The sequence below is a fragment of the Pseudomonas sp. BO3-4 genome (assembly GCF_034044115.1).
GTDB lineage: Bacteria > Pseudomonadota > Gammaproteobacteria > Pseudomonadales > Pseudomonadaceae > Aquipseudomonas > Aquipseudomonas alloputida.
Window position 1 is genome coordinate 4,538,596 of the sequence record NZ_CP139018.1, and the last position, 17,761, is coordinate 4,556,356.

The window sequence follows — 17,761 nt, forward strand, 5'->3', positions numbered from 1 at the left end:
TGCCTCGCACGCAAACAGGAATCGTCATCATGGTCCTCCCCCCACTACGCTGGCGCATTATGCGCCGCCAGCGCAGCGCATTGCTGTGCCTGCTGGGTAGCTCCACCTTGCTCTCAGCGCCCTACTCCCAGGCAGACTCCGGGTTCCAGAGCGGCTTCCTGCGCCAAGTGCCTGGCCAACCGCAAGCAGCGAGTGCCTGGTCGCTGAGCATGTTGACCAGCGATCAGGGGCTCGCGCCTGGCCGCTACCGGGTAGAGGTACAGGTCAATCTTGAACCTGCCGGCCAGCATGAGCTGGACTTCCAGCCAGGCCCGGACGGCGAGCTGCAGCCTTGCCTGCCAGCCAGGCTGCTTGGCGAATGGGGAATGCGCCTGGACGCACTGGCCAATCCAGAGGACCAGGCGAGTGCCTGCCTGGACTTGCTGGCCGTCGTTCCTGGTGCACAAATCGTCTTCACCCCTGCGGAGCTGCACCTGGCCATCTCGATTCCGCAGATCGCCATGCGCCGGAACACCGCTAACCAGGTCGACCCTTCCCGCTGGGACAGTGGTATCAATGCCGCTTTCATCAACTATCAGGCCTCCACCCTGAATGGCCGCAATCGCTCCTCTGGCCGTTACACCAGCAACGACCTGTACCTGAACAGCGGTATCAACCTGGGCGAATGGCGCCTGCGCAGCACCCAGTCCTGGCGCCAGGGCAGCCAGGGCAAAACGGAATGGACCCGGGCACAGACCTACGCACAGCGCGATATACCGGGTACCCTCGCCAATCTGACGATTGGCGAAACCTTCACGGACAGGGAAGTGTTCCGTTCGGTGCCAATATCAGGCGTGCGCGTGGCCTCGGACATGGGCATGCTGGCCGACAACCAGCGCGGCTATGCCCCGATCATTCGCGGCGTGGCACAGAGCCGGGCGAAAGTCGAGATCTGGCAGCATGGTTATCCGATCTACTCGACGTACGTCAGCGCCGGTCCCTACGCCATCGACGACCTGAGTACCGCAGGCAGCGGCGAGCTGGAAGTCGTCGTGACCGAGGCCGATGGCCAGGTCCGCCGCTTCATCCAGCCGTACTCGACCATGAGCAATCTGCTGCGCCCAGGCGTATGGCGTTACAGTGCCACGGTCGGGCGCTACAACCCCTCCAGCGACCTCGAGACCCCGCTGCTCTGGCAAGGCACGCTGGCCGTAGGCTCCTACTGGGACACCACCGTTTACGGCGGCTTGATGGCCAGCGAATTCTACCACGCGGGCAACCTGGGGTTTAGCAAGGACCTGGGCCACTTGGGCGCAGTGGCCTTCGATGTAACGCAGGCGTCCAGCGCAATCGACAATGCCCATGAGCGCGAGGTGCAGGGTTCCAGTTACGCCCTGAAGTATGCCAAGGCCTTCACCACCCAAACCAACCTGCGCTTTGCCGGATATCGCTATTCGACCCAAGGCTACCGTGACTTCGATGAAGTGGTGCGCCAGCGCAGCCAAGACACTACGTTCAGCGGCAGTCGCCGCAGCCGCCTGGAGGCCTCGGTCCACCAGAGCCTGGGCAGGACCAGCTCGCTGACCCTGACGCTGTCGCAACAGGACTACTGGCGCAGCAATGCCACCCAACGGCAATACCAGTTCAACTTCAACACCCAGCATCGGGGTGTAGGCTACAACCTGTTCGCCTCACAATCGTTGACCGACCGTTACGGCAGTGATCGTCAGTTCGGCCTGAGCGTGACGGTACCCTTGCATTTCGGTCACCGCGCCAATGCGACCTTCGACCTGCAGCACAATGCCAACGGCTACAGCCAGCGTGCCACGCTCAGCGGCAGTGACAGCGCGCGCGCGCTGAGCTACAGCACCAGCCTGAGCCGTGACGAACACGCCCGCAAGACAGCGGCACTGTCGCTCGGCCATCAGGCGCCCTATGCCAGCGTGAGTGCTGGCTATACCGAAGCCGACAACTACCGCAGCCTGTCATTGAATGCCAGTGGTGCGGTGCTGCTGCATGCTGACGGGCTGGAGTTCGGCCGATATCTGGGAGATACCGCGGCCTTGATCGAAGTCCCTGGCGTGGCCAATGTGGGCCTGCAAAACGCAACGGGTACGCGCACCAATTCACGCGGCTATGCACTTTTACCCTACCTGCAACCGTACCGGACCAATTCGGTGGTCCTGGAAACCGACCGTCTCGATCCTGATGTGGAAATCGACAACGGCATCGCCCAGGTAGTGCCTCGCCAGGGTGCAGTGGTAAAGCACCGCTTCGAGGCACGCCGCGTTTCACGCCTTGTACTGACCCTGCACGATACCCAGGGTCAACCGCTGCCTTTTGGGGCCCAGGTGCTGGCCGAGAACGGTACCCAACTGGGCATGGTCGGGCAGGCGGGCCTGGTAATGCTCACCAACCCGAGCCAGGAGCAACCCCTGCAGGTGAGTTGGGGCGACCAGCCCAACGCCGGCTGCCGGGTGCATCTCGATGGACTGGACGCTCCCGTCGTCGACGGCTATCGCCAGCAAACCCTGACCTGTATCTAGCAACCTTCACGCGGTGCAGCCGTACCCACGGCCGTACCGCGTCTTTCAGGACCCCCATGAAAAGCATCAACAAGACCCTTTTCCAGGCGCTGCTCGCCACCCTGGCATGGCCGGCTGCAAACGCCATGGCCATGCCGGTAGACCAGACCCGCTGCGAGTTCGAACCGCTGATCAGCGCAAACCTCAAGGTCCATGTCCGCGACCTGAACACCCTTTATGTGCCACGCGATGCGCGGATCGGCACAACGATCGGCACCCCAGAGCTGTTCGAAGCCACTCTCGACCAGAACAACCTTGCCCTCCTGTGCCGGACCTACGGCGAGCGGATAAATTTCAACTTCCAGGCCGCCCGCGGGGTACATCCTCCGCTGCCTGCGGTTGATAGGCGCTTGCTCGACGCCCCCGTCCTCAGGACCAACATCCCAGGCATCGGAGCGATCGTAGAGTTGCTGCACCCCTTCCTCGGTGGCACCGACCAGTTCATCCCCGACAGCAGGCCGCCCAGGGTGCCGTTCACGGCCTATTACGAGCAGACCCAGTTGGGCCCGGCCACGCTAGCCACGTTCAGGCACAGGATCACGCTGGTCAAGACCGGCGATCTGCCGCCCGGCGAGCATCAGCTGGATGGCGTACTGGTGACCGGCCATCTGGACTGGGGAGGCTTTGGCAAAGTTCTGGAATACACCCTCAGGGCAATGGTCATCCAGACCCAGTGCGATGCTTCAGCAGACGTCAGTGCCAACCCGGTGGACCTCGGCGAATGGAGCGTCAACGACTTCACCGGCCCAGGCTTCACCACGCCTCCTGCAGCATTCCAGGTCCGCTTGAGCAACTGCCAGGTGGACCCTGACCCGGGTAACGAGACCCTTGCGACCATCGAACTCGATGGCATCAATGGTTCTCGACCGATTGGCCCTGCGGATGAAAACGTGTTCAGCCTGACCGACGACTCCGCAGCCCGTGGCATAGGTATTCAGATGCTGTACAACGGGGTATCGATGCCCCTGAACAAAGAGATCGACCTGGTACCCCTGACAAGCAATAACGTGCCTTTGAATTTTCAGGCTCGCTTCTACCAGACAGAACCCAACAGCAGCCTGCGCCCGGGCTTGGCCAAGGGCGCCTTGAACTTCACCATTCGCTACCGCTGAATGCGACGAGGCCGGTCCCTATACCGGCCTCGTCGCCCCCCGGTGCCCTTAGCCAGGGGCCGTGCCGGACAGAATGTTCTCTGGGTCATAGTTGTAGCGACAGCGTTCACCGTCCGGGGTCTCGACCCTGAGCAAACGGTTGAGCCCGTCATACGTCAGTACCCGACCCTGCTCATCACTGATCAGGTTGCCATTGCAGTCGTAATGCAAATCGATAGCCAACTGCGGATCGTATTTGACGATCTTGAACAACTCCTCCAGGTCGTGATCGACGTCATAGGTCTCCAGTAGCGCATCAGGCGGAATGATCCGGCTCATTTGTGCCGGATCGCTATTCTTGAATTCGTACAAGGTCCGCTGCCACGACCCGTCCGGGCGGTAGGTGATCACCGAGAGGATGTTGTCCAGGCCATCGAAGCCGAATATCTGCCTGGCAATGGTTTGGCCAGAGGGGTCCACGGGCGCTTCAGGGCCATCACAGGTGTATATCTGCAGCCGCCCGCGCCGATCGTACTGGTAAGTCTCATGCCGCAACAGCGTGGCCTGGCTTTCGTCGCTGCCCTTCGGGCGCTCCTTCAGAATGCGGGACTTCAAACAATCGAACTCATCATAGTCCTGTGCCAACGTTTGCACGGTGTCACCAAAATCGAAGGTCCGCAGGATCTCCCTGTCGAATTCATCGTACTCGAGCAGAATTGCCAAAGCATTCCCGGTGCTGGCATCGGTGGTGGTAATGGACGCCATGCGTCCTTGGCGGTCATACCCGAACGTCGACTCCAGCAGCAGTTGCCCGGAAGGCGCACGCTGCAGCCGGTAGCGAGACCTTTTGGGCTCAGGCGCGTGCAGCGTGGTTTTTTCCAGGCGCCCGACATCGTCGAAATCGTAGAGCTGTGTCTGCCCCAGCACATCCACATAGGCACGCAAGCGACTGCGAAAACTGTAGTCGTAGGCCATGCTGAACACTTCACCATCCACCGTACGCGACTCGCGCTTGACCTCGCCGTTGCTCAGGAAATGGCTACGGTCCAATGTGTAACCGGAATTCTCGTCATCCCCAGGCTCTTCGCAATGGGTAAGCCTGGCATTTTTCAGGTCATACTCGTATTTCGCTTCCTTGCCGGAGAGGACCCGAAGGACGGGCTCTTCACCCAACGCTGGCCGGTACTGGTACTCGATCCGGGTACCATCCGGCGCCTGCACCCAATGCGGTTGCCGCTCACCTGGGTCATATTCGAATTTCTGCTCTCGCCCTCCGGTCTTGGCCACGGTTCGCCGCTCAAGGCCATCGAACACCTGTTCGCCCAACAACACGGCGGCGTTTTCGGTGTTACCCACCTTGATGCTGACCGGCAGGTCATTGCGACTGTGCCCGGCATAGGTGCGATAGACCGTGTTGACTCGATCTGCCAGGCGTTCCTCGCGGACACGGTCGAACGCGTCGTAACGATACTCAACCACACGCTGGCCTGTACCGCTTCCTTGAGCTTCCCTGCTCAGCCGGCCAAGCCCATCGTAGTCATTGACCTGCAAGCTGATACTGGTGCTTCCATCCAGGGCAAATCGCTCGATCCGCACCGGCTTCTCGAACAGGTTGTACCACGTCTCGTTGATGCCGCTGACCCGTGAGTGCTCCACCTCACGCCAGGCGCGATGCACCGGACCGTCCTTGCTCGCCACCTGGTCGATCTCCTCGACTTGAGTCGTGCCATCCGGATTCAGGACAGCGTACCTCTGGCCCCAGTCGTCGTAACTGATGTGGCTGGTCAATTCCAGCAAACCATCACCCAGCCAGTCGATTTCGGTTTCCTCGACCAGCTGGTCCAGTTCGTCGTGACGAGCGCGGTAGATAGGCCGCAAAGCACCAGCATACGTCGCGCTGTCCTTGTCTGCACGCTCTTCGAAGATGGGACGGCTGAGCCCGTCGAGCAGCGTGTGCGTCTCGACTTGCTTCACGTCATAGGCCCATTGCTGGGCCTGCTCGTTGTCGTATGCGCAGAGGAAGTACTTGTAATTGCGTTCCGCTTCGAAAGGCTTGCCTGGCGCCACGACCTCGCGTGTTACCCGACGCAAAGCGTCGTAGTAGTATCGGATTTCGACACCGTTGTCGTCCAGGTTGAGCAGCGGCTCGCCCGTTTCCAGGGAATGTCGCAAGGTGATGGTCTTGGACTCACCGTCAACGCCCACCAGCTTTTCCAACGTCTGCAGTGCACGCTCATCGTCCGGCAGGGAGTAGCCATAATGGGTCAGAGTGTCGAACGGGCTGCCTCCATCGACACCGGGGTAACTGACGGTTTGCTGCCTGACTCGCCCATAGCTGAAGCGCTCGGCCGATTCTTCCTGGTAAAGCTTGCTGACTTTTTCCAGGAACGTACCAGGCGTGCTACCTGATTCGCTCAGGGTCTCGCTTTCCAGCAAGCGCCAGGGCTGCTTCAGGTAGCTACCCAACGGGGTCAGCGCCCGGTACTGGTACGCCTGGGTCAAGGTGGCGGCCGCCCCGTGTCCTGTTGCTGCGGGTTGCACGGTCCGGGTCTTCAGGTTGCGCACGAAACCGTGCTCATCGCCCTCCTCCTCAGCCGAGTACCAGACATTGGTTTCCAGTACCTGATTCGGCAACAGGCGAGTCAACACGTTGCCGTGGCTGTCATAGCGGGTGACTCGCTTCTCTTCTCGCTGCCGGGAGGGGTTGCTGATCAGCGACCAACGCTGGGTTTCGTCATGGGGCAGCTGGAAATAAGGCTCCTGGCTCTCGAACTTGCCAGCCTTGTCAGCGTAACGGGTCAAGGCTTGCAACAGCTTGTCACCCTGAGCGGTGGCTTGCTCGGTGAGCAAATGGAAGCGGTTGAATGTACGCGTGATCGTACGCACCGGCTGCGTCCGCACTTCCTGTATCTGAATCGACTTGTAGGTATAGTCCTCCGGCACCTCATAGAGATTGTCCAGGCCCTCGTCAGACCACGGGATGCTGCTGCCACCGCCGATGAAGTTGTGCGTGCCGGGGTATTCATACCGCACCACTTTCGCCGCCTGACCAAAGCGTGGATCGATTTCATGGCGGGTAACCCTGGGCAGATTTTTGTCACGTGCTGCGCTGCGTGGGAACTCATGCCCGGCGTCCTCGTAGAACACCCGCTCCACCCCACCATAGGGTGTTGTGCACTCACGTACGCACAAGTACCCCAACACGTCCTCATAAGTGAAGCGCCAGCGGGCCTGATTGGCCGTGGGCAGGATGATCTCACTGACCCGGTTGTCGCTTTCGCGCAACGTCATCGCATACCGGGCCAGCGGGCCACCATCATCACCACCGAAAGGGTAGCAAAGCAGTTCGACACGGCTGTTGTCGCTGCGTTGCAGCCTCAGCAGCACGTCACTTTCATCCTGGACCTCGCTCAAACGCATGTGACCCTTGCCGAAGGGCAGGTAACTCAAGTGCAACATGTGCCCCAGCGGTGAATGCAGCTCCACGGGCAAGGCGACCTCGCCCTCTTCCGAGCCCATCACTTCCAGTACCTCAACCAACCCTGAGCGGTGCTCCACGCGAAAACGTGCGGCCCCACCGGGCCCAGGGGGATCCTCATACAGATCGAACTGCCGCAGCTTCTGTTCTTTCATTTCCAGCCGCCCGGTAACCGATGACTTACCGGTAATCCTGTACGCTTCACCACTGCTCAGCGTCACGATGTGCTTGCGTACTTGTGTCAGTTGCAGGTTCCAGCCCTTGCCGAATCCTGAATCCTCGCCATTCAAAGGGCTGTAGAACAACGCCAGTTCGAAACCTGGGCCTTGCAAATCATTGCCTTGCAATTCGGGCAGCCTGATCGACACAGTGTATTGCCCGGTGCGAGGATCAACGCCGCTTTCAACATAGGAAGAAAAGTTAAAAGCGTTGGAATGCACTGAAGTGGATGTGCTCATTACCTAGCTCCATCAAAGAATCAAGACCATTTAAGGAACCTTTAAGGTTTATAGGGTGCAGTAATACGCACGCAAGATAGCTTGCCTTTAATATTGCCATGATCATTGTAATGTTTTACAAGCTCCAATCCCGGCGCCACGATGTCGCCCTCACGATGCCCATCAAGCTCTGGGATACTCAGCCAACCCGTGGTGGTCGGCTGCTTTATTGCTTTAACGATGAATACCCAGTCATCCGTTGCTCCGCAGTCTTCTTCGGAGTTAAATACTACCGTTGACGTTGAGAGTATATTATTGAATTTGAAGAAAGTAATCGTATCATTCTTACAGGTGGTGTCCGCCATTTTGAAGCTTTCAGATTCACCCAGCTCCACCGAGATCGTACACTGCTTGCCACCGGGAAGTCCTGAGGGTTCGATAATCTCGGCGAGCTGAATCGTACCTGCACTACTTGGCGCAGACGCTGCCTGACCCACGCCGACATATATACCGCTCAAAAGTGCCACCATGCAATAACGGTTCATACGCGTTCTCCTTCATGGTAATTGCTCAGACGGATAATCGGAGTCTCTCTGCCAGTCGGTCGCGAGGGAACCGTGTGGACCAGAATGTTACGATCACCGATGGTGTCAGGGGACAGATAATCGATCTGGACAATATGCAAATTGCCTTGAGCATCGCGCAACTGCACACGCAATGGCTTACTGAGCTTTTTAAATACAGCCGGATTAAGGGTCGCACTGTAATATGGCAAGTCCCGTCGACGGAAATTAACAATTGCCAAAAGACCGGGCTCGTATACCGAGCTCACTTCACGACCGACACCATTGATCAATGGTGTCGAGTCAGGATCAAAGGAAACAAACTCCGGCTTTGGCTTGTTGTAGTCCTGAAAAACATACCCTGTATAACTGCGGTAGAACTCATCAGAATAAGAACTTTCCCAGCGCACCATCGAGGTATTCACATCCTTGTCGTTATCACTTTCCCTGGTCTTGATGAATTCTGCCGTGTAGAAGCTCCCACCGCGGTAGTCCAACATCCAGTAATCGTCGGTCTCCGGGTGCAGGTCGAAATCTTCGTGCTCCGGGTGTGTCCCTTCGCTAGTGCCGCCCCCCGCCACTCGCTTGCGAACAAACGTGTAGTCTGTGGGTTTGTAGGCGGCCGGCGTGTGTACCTTGACCTCGATTGTGGCATTCTGATCGGAGGTGTCATTCGAGTAGAAAAACCGCCCGCTCTTTGCCTGGAAACCGGCGTAAAAAACTTCCGAGAAAGTGGTTCCGCGGCGGTGCAAGAACAGCTGCAGGCGGATGGTTCGGTCCTCCGCACCTCGTGGCGCTGCGGGCTGCGGTCCGTGCCCTTCAGTCGCCATGAGACTTTCATTGGCTCGGATGAAATCGTTCGGCTTCAGGTTTGTGCGCCAGACATTGCCAGAGCCCGAGTCAATCCCGTCCCCGCACAGAAAAGGAATTTTCATCCCCGACCTGTCGTACAGCGCGATGGAGGCTATCTCGTCCAGACACAGTTTGTAGTCCTGGCCATTCGCCTGCATGGTTTCGACGGTGACCTCGAGTTCCAGTTGCTGGTAACCATTGGAACCCACAGTGCCGGTCACACCGTCAGGGCTCTTGCCGACCGTGAGGGTAAAGCGCTGCAGATCCACCCAGCCGCTGACTGCTTTGACCGCGGTCTCTTTCACCACGCTGTAGCCCGCCGCGAACACGACACCGTTGCGCACCACTTCACAGGTCACTACGTTGGGTTGCGAAACAGCAAGCTCAGAAGCCCGGAAATGGCCCGATGGCGAGACGCTGCCCGGCCCTGCCAGCATCCGCCAACGCCGCGTTTCGTTGGGCATGATGCGGTTCACCTCGCTCAGCTGGGTGGCCTCACCGTGGCCGACCCTGGGTACGAAAGGTGGGTCAACCGAAACCAGTGGCTGGTTGTTTACCAGGACAAGCGCGTTGTAGCCCTTTGCCGTTGAACTGGCCTGCAATTGTTGCACGCCCAGAATCCGCCGACTGGCTTGCTGATCAGGCACAAAGCGCGAGCGCCCATTGCCCAGGCTGGCTATCTGGCCCAGCGGCTGCCCGAGCATTTCAAAGCTGACGTTGCCTAAACCTGCATTCCACAGGTCGATCCCGTCCGCACTCTCTTGCGGGCGATATGCGCCGAAGGCAGGCATCGCCAGCACTGGCTCGGAAATCACCAGCGCGCGGGCGGCGGCATGGTAAGTCTCCTCACCCTGCTTGTATTCAGCTTTGATGATGAATGTCTGCACTTCCTGTCCGATCACTTCCGGTGAAGGGGCCGTGAAAAGGCCATTTCCATCGATCGAACCATGCCCTGCGTCATCATGGCTTTGCGGGTTGATCACCGACCAGGCGCTGGCAGTGATCATCTGATCCTTGCCGTCGTACAGCCGAAACTGCTGCGTCTTGCCGGCCGTCACCACGGTGCCCATGGTCGGTTTCACCGTCAGTTGCGTGCGCAACGGGTCGATATTGCCGAACATGACGCGGTCCAACGGCGTACTGTCCACTTTCTTGACAAAGGCATTGAGCTCAGGGAACAGCAGTCGGGCGAGCAGCTCCAGGCCGTCGTCGGAGGCATGGCCAAGCATGTCCTTGTTCAGCACCAGCGTTGCCGAGTAATCACCGTCGGGCAACAGATACGGGTAGCTTGTGCCTGGCGGCTGACCATCGACCAGGCTATCGCGCAGGCGGATGAACACCAGCACTGCGCCATCGCCGTAGTTGACGGCATCGCGTACTCGCGCACCAGGTGCCGCCTGGGTGCGCAGGATGAAGCCTGTAGGTGTCAGCGGGCCATAACCGGAAAAATCCACGGTGCCCAGCTCGAACCTGGCGCAACGGCCAGGCATCTCGCCCATCCAGGCTTGCAGTGCGTCGATCAGTTGCTGAGCGAGGTCGGGTTTATCCTCGAACAGGTTGCTGCTGAACCGCCCCCCCTTGGCAAGGTTGAGCGCAACGAGGCCGTACGGGTGAACCTCACCGCGCACGGTCTCCAGGTCGACCTCCATCTGCAGCCAGTACCCCGACGCCTCGGTGATCTCGACGCTGCTGACCAACTTGCCACTGTTGTTCACCGTACCTTTGATGATGTTCATGGTCAGGGTTGCTTTGGCATCGCTCGTCGACGCATTGCTGAACGACAGCAAGGGCGTACCGAACTCCAGCGCCTCAACGCTCACGGCCTCCTTCACCCCCACGCCTGCGAACGTGTGACTGAAAGGCGGGAGGTAGCGGTTTTCCTTGAAGCGCGTCAGGTATTGCTGCTCCAGCAAGCGGTTGAGCCGGTCACGGCTATAGACAGCAACCGCCCCCCAGCCTAGCGTCACTGAGCCCTTTTTCATGAGCTCGAGCAGTTCTTGCAGTGAATTGGACATGGTCTCAGCCTCCAATGGATGGTGATGTGGCCACACGCAGGCCTGTCGGGCTGGCAGCGCGCCGTGCGGCGTCGAAGTGCAAGGAAAGGGGCAGCGGCAGAATGAGGTGGCCTTCGAGGATGAAGACAGAACCTGGAATCGCCCATTTGGCGGTAATCAGCGCGAAACGCGCATCGGCGTCGGCAGATACAGGGGAATAGCGGCCAGTGGCCTCATCGATCTCGCCAGTCCCTGCAATAGGCAATGCCCACTGGGTGTCTGGCTGGCCTACCCCATCGAACATACCTGTCAACTGCAGGTCGCCATCGGGCAACTGCTCGACGTCGATCACCAGTTCAGGCCGCCGCTGGCGTACCAGCACATAGATTGAACGCGACTCGCTGGTCTCCCGGTTCTGTACCCTGACCTGATCGAGCACGTAGGCCACGTTGGCATCCACCTTACTGCCTGCGGTATAGGTGCAACGCCTGCCATCGCCCTCAGCGACGACCGAGCCCCGCCCTACTTCGCCATCGTCGACCACAGACCAGTCAAGGTCTCCGGTCAGCGCACCCGCCGTGAGGGTCAGTGTGTCGTCGAAGTAGCAGACCCGGATCAGTGGATTGACCGTCAATGTCGCGGGCGCCACAGAGGCCATGCTGATGGCCTGCTTGTTGGTACCCGGGTCGGTGGCGGTGATCCGGACCCGCACGGGTTTCCCCGCCATGGCGTGCGCAGGCGGTGCCCGGTATTCACCGCTGGCGGGGTCGATGCGCCCCAGATCACCGACAGTGCCTGGCAAAGCCTCCAGGGACCATGTCAGCCCTTCACGCGGCGGTTCAACGCTGAACGTATGCCGCTGCCCGGGTGCCAGCGTCACGGGGCGATCGACGATGCGCATGCCGGCCGTGCCGTAGCCGCTGGCGAACACGGCCATTCCATCGGGTAACTGGAAGTCGAACGGTACAAGGCGCTTGCCATCTGCCAGCGACAGACCGGCCATCACCTGTTCCGGGATCATCGCCGTCAACTCCCTGGCCAGCCCTTCAAGTACCGCCTGCTTGACCAGGAAGGCGACAAACGCATAGATCTCCTCTCGCAGGTCCGATGGCGTGTCGCTGGGCAGGCCACTGACTTCCGTCACTTCGGCCGCCTGCCACGGCCACAAAACCTGCCCTAGCAACATACAGCCAGCGCTTTCCTCAGGTGATGCAGGCGCATTCAGGGTGAACACGGTTTGCAGGTCGAACTGGAACGTTGCCGTTCGGCTGTACAGAGGACCCGTTGGCTTGGGCTTGTAGGTGAAGGTCAGCGTGCAATAGGACTTCCAGTGCTGGCGGACCTCATCGTGTTCAAAGGTGACACTCAGAAGGGGCTGGAAATCCGCCAGGGCAGCCCGCCCCTGATCGCCGGCCGGCGCCCCTGCGTCCACGGCAATTTTGAAACCCTCGCAGGCAAACTGATACTTGTCGCTCTCGTAAGTGCTGGGGTACACCTCCAACAGCCCGGCCGTGGCATCCAGCCGCTGCAAGTTATTGTCTTCATCGAACCGGGCATCGAACGCGCCACCCTCGAGCATCTGCGCCAGGCCCGTGGCGTAAGCTGCACGGTGCAGGAAGCGCGATGTCAGCAACAGTGCGCTGTCGACCGGTTGCGCAAGATCATCGGGGAGCAGGAACGGGTAATCGGACTGCTCACCGGGCAGGTTGCCCACAGAGCCATTGTTGATACCCGCGAATATCACCAGTGCGGACTTGCCGTCGGCTTTGCTGACGTGGGTGCGTACTTCACTGTGCCGAACCGCCAGGTAAGGGTTGCCAGACAGCGCCTTGAAGTCCACCAAGGGATAAACCTGCCGGGCGCTGCCCAACCCGCTGAGCACTTCCTTGAAGAATCGCCCGGCGGTCAGTGGCGAACCACCGCCCAGGTCCAGCTCGGTATCCGTGCCTTCACGCAGGTCGGCGCTCACGCCCTGGGCATCGGTGCTCAGCAGCAGTGTCTGAGTGACCGGCAACGGGTCGAGCAGGTCGTGAACCGACAGGCTCAGCAGCCCCTCGGTCTTGTCCATGACCAGATGGCTCCCGCCTTCCAAGGCAAGGCTTTGCCGGACCTTGGGTGACGCGTAGTTCGCTTGCATATCCACCAGTGCGGGCGGCCCCATGCGGTAGCCCGTCAGGATGTGGGTGACATCGGAATTTGGCATGGCGATCTCACCTTCGATATCGCCCAGGGCACTGTCTGGTTGGCTGCAATGTGCCAACGTGAGCAGGTCGTTGATGGCCTCGGGACGCGTGGCGTACGTCAGGTCCCAGTTCAGGTGCTTGTGGTTGTGCTTCATCCAGGCCGTGATGACCGAGAGGTAATTGGTAGGCATGATGTGGCCCCGCTCAACTGGAGTGCTGAAAGGTATGGGTTTAGGTGAACGCCGGTTGACTACCTGCGCGTTGCCCGTTGCGCTGCCTGCTCAAGGGCCTGATAGGCTTGACTGTGCTGCCCCAGCGGCAGCGGCAGCACGATGAAGCCCTCGAGCGTGATGGGTAATTCGGGGGAGAGCCTCCAGACGACGCCAACCACGCAGAAATGTGCGGGGCTTGCGGCGTCGGCCTGGTAGTAAGGCTTGCCGTCTTCATCGATATCGATCTGCCCCGGGCCATGCACCACCGTCAACTGGTCGACACCTGACGCCCCGCTGAGATGGATCGACAGCCAGACCCTGGCGTGTTGTTCATCGCGCTTGTCCACCACCACATCAGAGGGACGTTTCAGGGTCATCTGGGTAACGATGCACAGCGTCCGGTGCTCATCGGTCAAGCTGTTACGGACCTCGACTTCTTCGACGATGAATGACTTGTCGGGCAGGTTCTCGCCGGGGATATAGCGATTGGCCGTGCCCGATTCCTGCGCCAGCCTGCCATGGGGTGAAGCGCCGAGGATGCGCCATTGCAGCGGTCCTTCAACGACACTGTCCGCCTTGAGGCTGACACCCTCGTCGCCCACCTGGCAGACCGACAGCAATGGGCTGACCTGCAGTGCGTTCTTGACCACCGTGAGCAGGGCCGAACTGGCAAAGCCTGAGCCTGGAACAGTGGCAGTGACACGCACCCGGGTAAATTCACCTTCGATGCCCGCAGCCCCGGGCGCCAGATACAGGCCATGGGTGTGCTGGTCGAAATGGCCCGGGTCATCCGTGGAGCCCTCTACCGACTCGACCGACCAGGTTACGTTGGCTTGCGCCGGGACGGTGGCAAGCTGCAACGTGCTGCCGTGGGTCACGATTTTTTCCAGGGGGGTGACGGCGAAGGTGGTCAGCTGTGGAGCGACGATGCCAAAACAGGCAATGTCGCGGGGCATGTGCCGCTCACCTGCGAGTATCGCGCCACCAAAGTTCAGCTTGATGGTCTTATCGATCAATTCCTCCATGTACAGGTCTGAACGAAGGTCCTTGGCGAGTGCGGCTCTTGCCGCGGCAAGGGGGCCGCGCGCGGAAGCCAGCGAGGCAAATGAAGTCGTCGCCACTGTAACCCCCCACAGTACATGGAAAAGGCTCAGCGCCATGACCTGGTCTTCGTAGGGGTCACCTTCAAATTTAAACGAACCGTCCTTCGGGTATATATGGTGACCATACTCTTCAAGCTTCAACGTAGCGCCTTGCAGGTCTTGTATCTGCCAGCTAGCCGTTATTTTCACATCGATTTCGGCATGCCAGAGCCCCACGCACGCGTACCCCCACGTCCAGGAATGCGGCGTGGCGACAATTTCTTTATATTGAGTAAAGTCCGCAGTGGCTGTATGAACGGTCACCAGCTCCATGGACACACGGTCCCCTGACACATGAAACTTCAGCACATCCTTGAGCGGCAGCTCATCAGTAATGAAATCAATGTACGCCCGACAATCAACACTACCGCGCAAGTTTTGCTCATGGTAAGGGTGAACAGAACTTTCTGTCTCTGAGGGTATTACACCTGCAATGGCAGTCGCTGTCAGATCACCGTTTTCTGCACGTTCAAATTTAAATTCAACATTCGTGAAAAACTCCAACGGCAGTTTGCTTAACACGGTAGCCAACGCGACCCAGGCTTTATCAAGCAGTACCGTCGCCGAGTAATCACCGTTGTCATCGGGAATCAAGTAACGGTATTCCGGGCCAGGCATATTCTGCGGCCCGTTACTGGGCCCCATGGCGACCAACCCCACGAGCGCACCGTCCACGTCATCGGCGTCATCGCTCTCCATCGGGGCCAGGGCGACCGAGGGGTTACGCTGGGTACGCAGGATGAACGACTCGGGCCGCATCAGGTCATTTTCGCCATGTTCGATGCTGCCGAATGACCAGACGCGTTGATGGTCCGGCAACCCGCGGAACAGCTCCTTGAAGAAGTCCCCCCCCAGCTCGCGAACGCGTCTGGAATCCGAGAAGGTCACCACAAAGTCATCACTGTTGTGCAAGTCCAGCGTCAACGCGCCGTTGTCGGCGACATAGCCAGGCACGTCGGACAGTTCCAGCCGCAGGCGCAGCTCTGGCCCGACCAGTGGTTCTATCCGATCGATCCGCTGTGGGTACCAATGGGCCCCCACCTGCTTCAGCCCTACCTGGTTGCCGCCGAGTATTTTCATACGCAGGCTGGCACGCGAACCGGTGATATCGGCATTATCGAATGACAACCGCGGGTGATCCAGAACAAAGTTCTGCATATAAACCTTGTAACCATTGTCCGGCGCCGTCTCACCGCTGATAGGGTCAAGGTAAGAGCTGGTCTTGAAGCGCCGTATATATTCCTGGGTCAACAAAGTGTCCGCCTTGTCCTTCTGGATAGCGAAAATCGTATTCCACCCCAACATCCGGTAGTCAGACTGCAACCACTCCAGCAAATCCTGTTTCGAATTGCTCGACATAAATCACCTCACATTTACACACACGCAGGCGCGTCTGTTTAAGGAACCAGCTTAAGATCAACGATTGGAAATGCCCGCCAGGTTTCGCCGTCATCGAAACTTGCAGATACGGTCAACCTGAAATCTCTGCGCAATTCCAGGTTTTCAAGAAACTGTTTGGGCAGATAGGCTTCAATAACGCCATCAGAATATTCGTCGTATGTCACCGCCTCGGTGGGGGGACGCAGAATATGCGTGACATCCTGGCCAGATATCGAACGGCCTAGCGCCTCAATACCCAGCAATTGCCCTTCTGCCATGAACGTCCAAAAAGGCAGCGTGCACAAAGCGCCATTCACTGGAACTTCGTGCAGTTTCAATTCCCGGTTCTCGGCACCTTTGACCTGAATTATCGGGTAGCTGCGCTGATCGAAATCGCTTACCCGCAGCTCGAACTTTTCTGATGTGCGTGGCGTTTCGCCGGCGCGGGTGACGGTGTAGTACACCCACAGACGTCTACCCAGATTGGCGGCCATGGCCGACCGCGGCACCGTGAACAGGAGTGTGTCACCTGACGGCGGCCGGGGAACGATGGCTGCCCCCGTGCTGCCGTGCCCTTCCCAATGCAGGTTGACGATCGGCGCAGGCTCCGCGCCATCACCCAGCTCGGCCTCTGCCGGGATTCGCACTTCGGCGCCACACTCCAGCCTGCTTGGATGGACCACGCCCTGGTACGACGCGTCACCGTCTTCCTGCGTGGCGTCCGGGATTATCGGTAACGGCAGGTAAAGCTTGCGCTGCAAGACCAGATCCAGCACTTGGGAGCGCCTCTGCACGCCCTGACGCGAAAACTCATAGCTGAACGCGAACCGCTTGCCGCGGTTGACCTCGCTCTGCAGCCACTCCCGCTCCAGGTGGAAGGTCAAGCGTTTGCTGTCCACCGAACTCGCATCCACACGCAGGCTGCGCAGCGTCACCTCCGGCCCTACGGTATAGAGCACCAGCGAATCGCCCAATTCCAGCTCCGGATAGGGGTCCACCTCCACCAGAAGGCCGGCGCGATAGGTTTCGTCATCAGGATCCAGCGCGCCATCCGTCGCCCCTGGGATACGCGGCGCCGCCAGCAAAGGTGCCGGCGGTGGGTCGCCGGCGGCGGGCGAAACGATGTCGAAGCGCTGTGCTGGCGACCGGCTGCTGGTGCCGTCGGCGAATTCGATGCGATAGTGCAAAAAGGCGAACCCGCCGATATACATGAAGACCTGGCCAACCTCCAGGTGCCACAGCAGTGGCCGGCCAGGATCAGACTCCTGCACTTCCAGTACTTGCTCGAACGGATCGCCAGCTACGGACTCATTGAACCAGGGCTCCCAACTCAGGAAAACCTTGTCACCCTTGGCCATGGCGGCATAGGGCGCTGTTGCCAGCAATATGCCTTCGGGATTGAGCAGGTTGACGTCGATCACCCCCTCATGGGCATCTTGGAAGTGGGCAACCGGCAAAGCCCATATGCCTTCAGCGGGCCGGTCAACGAAGAAGAAACGACGCTTGGACTCAGGCCCCACAGGATTGCCGGCGTTGTCCAGACGCGTGAACGAATAGAACACCTGACCACCGCGCAAGGCAGTGACGAGTGCGTTATCGATCAGGATCTCCCCGCGGCCGGCATCCAGGCTCAATACTTCGCGTTCGCCAAAGAGGTCCTCGGCACTGTTGTCGGCCTTGCACCCCCGCCAGTTGATATATACCAGGTCGTGCTCGGCAATGCCGGGGTAGCTAATCCAAGTCGTCAGATCAGCACTGCCAAGCGCGTCCAGGTCGACAGAGTTCATACGTTCATTAAGGTGTGAAACGTCTGGCATGTCCATGTATGAATATCTCCGCCTTGCACATGTCCGATTCGAGAGTTG

The 17,761-nt window shown here is 59.4% G+C and carries 8 protein-coding genes; 2 read left to right on the top strand and 6 right to left on the bottom strand.

All coding sequences use genetic code 11. The features are described from left to right. The first annotated feature begins 29 nt into the window (after positions 1–29). Together REH59_RS20940 and REH59_RS20945 are read left to right on the top strand one after the other, a co-directional pair. On the top strand, positions 30–2,525 hold the full coding sequence (locus REH59_RS20940; protein WP_128573622.1) for a fimbria/pilus outer membrane usher protein: 2,496 nt from the start codon (positions 30–32) through the stop codon (positions 2,523–2,525). Between the two features lie 56 nt (positions 2,526–2,581). Continuing rightward, positions 2,582–3,676, top strand: a complete 1,095-nt coding sequence (locus tag REH59_RS20945) for a fimbrial protein (RefSeq protein WP_014859874.1) — start codon at positions 2,582–2,584, stop codon at positions 3,674–3,676. 48 nt (positions 3,677–3,724) lie between these two features. On the opposite strand, the gene REH59_RS20950 is transcribed toward REH59_RS20945, so the two are convergent. From REH59_RS20950 to REH59_RS20975, 6 genes are read right to left on the bottom strand one after another with little or no spacing between them, the layout of a single operon-like run. Continuing rightward, positions 3,725–7,591, bottom strand: a complete 3,867-nt coding sequence (locus tag REH59_RS20950) for an RHS repeat domain-containing protein (RefSeq protein ID WP_014859873.1) — start codon at positions 7,589–7,591, stop codon at positions 3,725–3,727. Between the two features lie 41 nt (positions 7,592–7,632). Further along, positions 7,633–8,115: a hypothetical protein gene (locus REH59_RS20955; protein ID WP_121783871.1), complete on the bottom strand. Its 483-nt coding sequence runs from the start codon at positions 8,113–8,115 to the stop codon at positions 7,633–7,635. Then, on the bottom strand, positions 8,112–11,000 hold the full coding sequence (locus tag REH59_RS20960; protein WP_014859872.1) for a hypothetical protein: 2,889 nt from the start codon (positions 10,998–11,000) through the stop codon (positions 8,112–8,114). Before REH59_RS20960 ends, REH59_RS20955 begins: the two co-directional genes overlap by 4 nt. 4 nt (positions 11,001–11,004) lie before the next feature. Then, entirely contained in the window at positions 11,005–13,353 is a 2,349-nt protein-coding gene (locus REH59_RS20965; RefSeq protein WP_014859871.1) for a hypothetical protein, read from the bottom strand. Between the two features lie 59 nt (positions 13,354–13,412). After that, on the bottom strand, positions 13,413–15,875 hold the full coding sequence (locus REH59_RS20970; protein ID WP_320450348.1) for a hypothetical protein: 2,463 nt from the start codon (positions 15,873–15,875) through the stop codon (positions 13,413–13,415). A 38-nt stretch (positions 15,876–15,913) separates the two neighbouring features. After that, entirely contained in the window at positions 15,914–17,719 is a 1,806-nt protein-coding gene (locus tag REH59_RS20975) for a hypothetical protein (RefSeq protein WP_014859868.1), read from the bottom strand. Between the last annotated feature and the right edge of the window lie 42 nt (positions 17,720–17,761).

Excerpts from the sequence above, each read along its gene's own strand:
- REH59_RS20940 (WP_128573622.1), top strand. The coding sequence starts at position 30 with ATGGTCCTCCCCCCACTACGCTGGCGCATTATGCGCCGCCAGCGCAGC.
- REH59_RS20945 (WP_014859874.1), top strand. The coding sequence starts at position 2,582 with ATGAAAAGCATCAACAAGACCCTTTTCCAGGCGCTGCTCGCCACCCTG.
- REH59_RS20950 (WP_014859873.1), bottom strand. The coding sequence starts at position 7,591 with ATGAGCACATCCACTTCAGTGCATTCCAACGCTTTTAACTTTTCTTCC.
- REH59_RS20955 (WP_121783871.1), bottom strand. The coding sequence starts at position 8,115 with ATGAACCGTTATTGCATGGTGGCACTTTTGAGCGGTATATATGTCGGC.
- REH59_RS20960 (WP_014859872.1), bottom strand. The coding sequence starts at position 11,000 with ATGTCCAATTCACTGCAAGAACTGCTCGAGCTCATGAAAAAGGGCTCA.
- REH59_RS20965 (WP_014859871.1), bottom strand. The coding sequence starts at position 13,353 with ATGCCTACCAATTACCTCTCGGTCATCACGGCCTGGATGAAGCACAAC.
- REH59_RS20970 (WP_320450348.1), bottom strand. The coding sequence starts at position 15,875 with ATGTCGAGCAATTCGAAACAGGATTTGCTGGAGTGGTTGCAGTCTGAC.
- REH59_RS20975 (WP_014859868.1), bottom strand. The coding sequence starts at position 17,719 with ATGGACATGCCAGACGTTTCACACCTTAATGAACGTATGAACTCTGTC.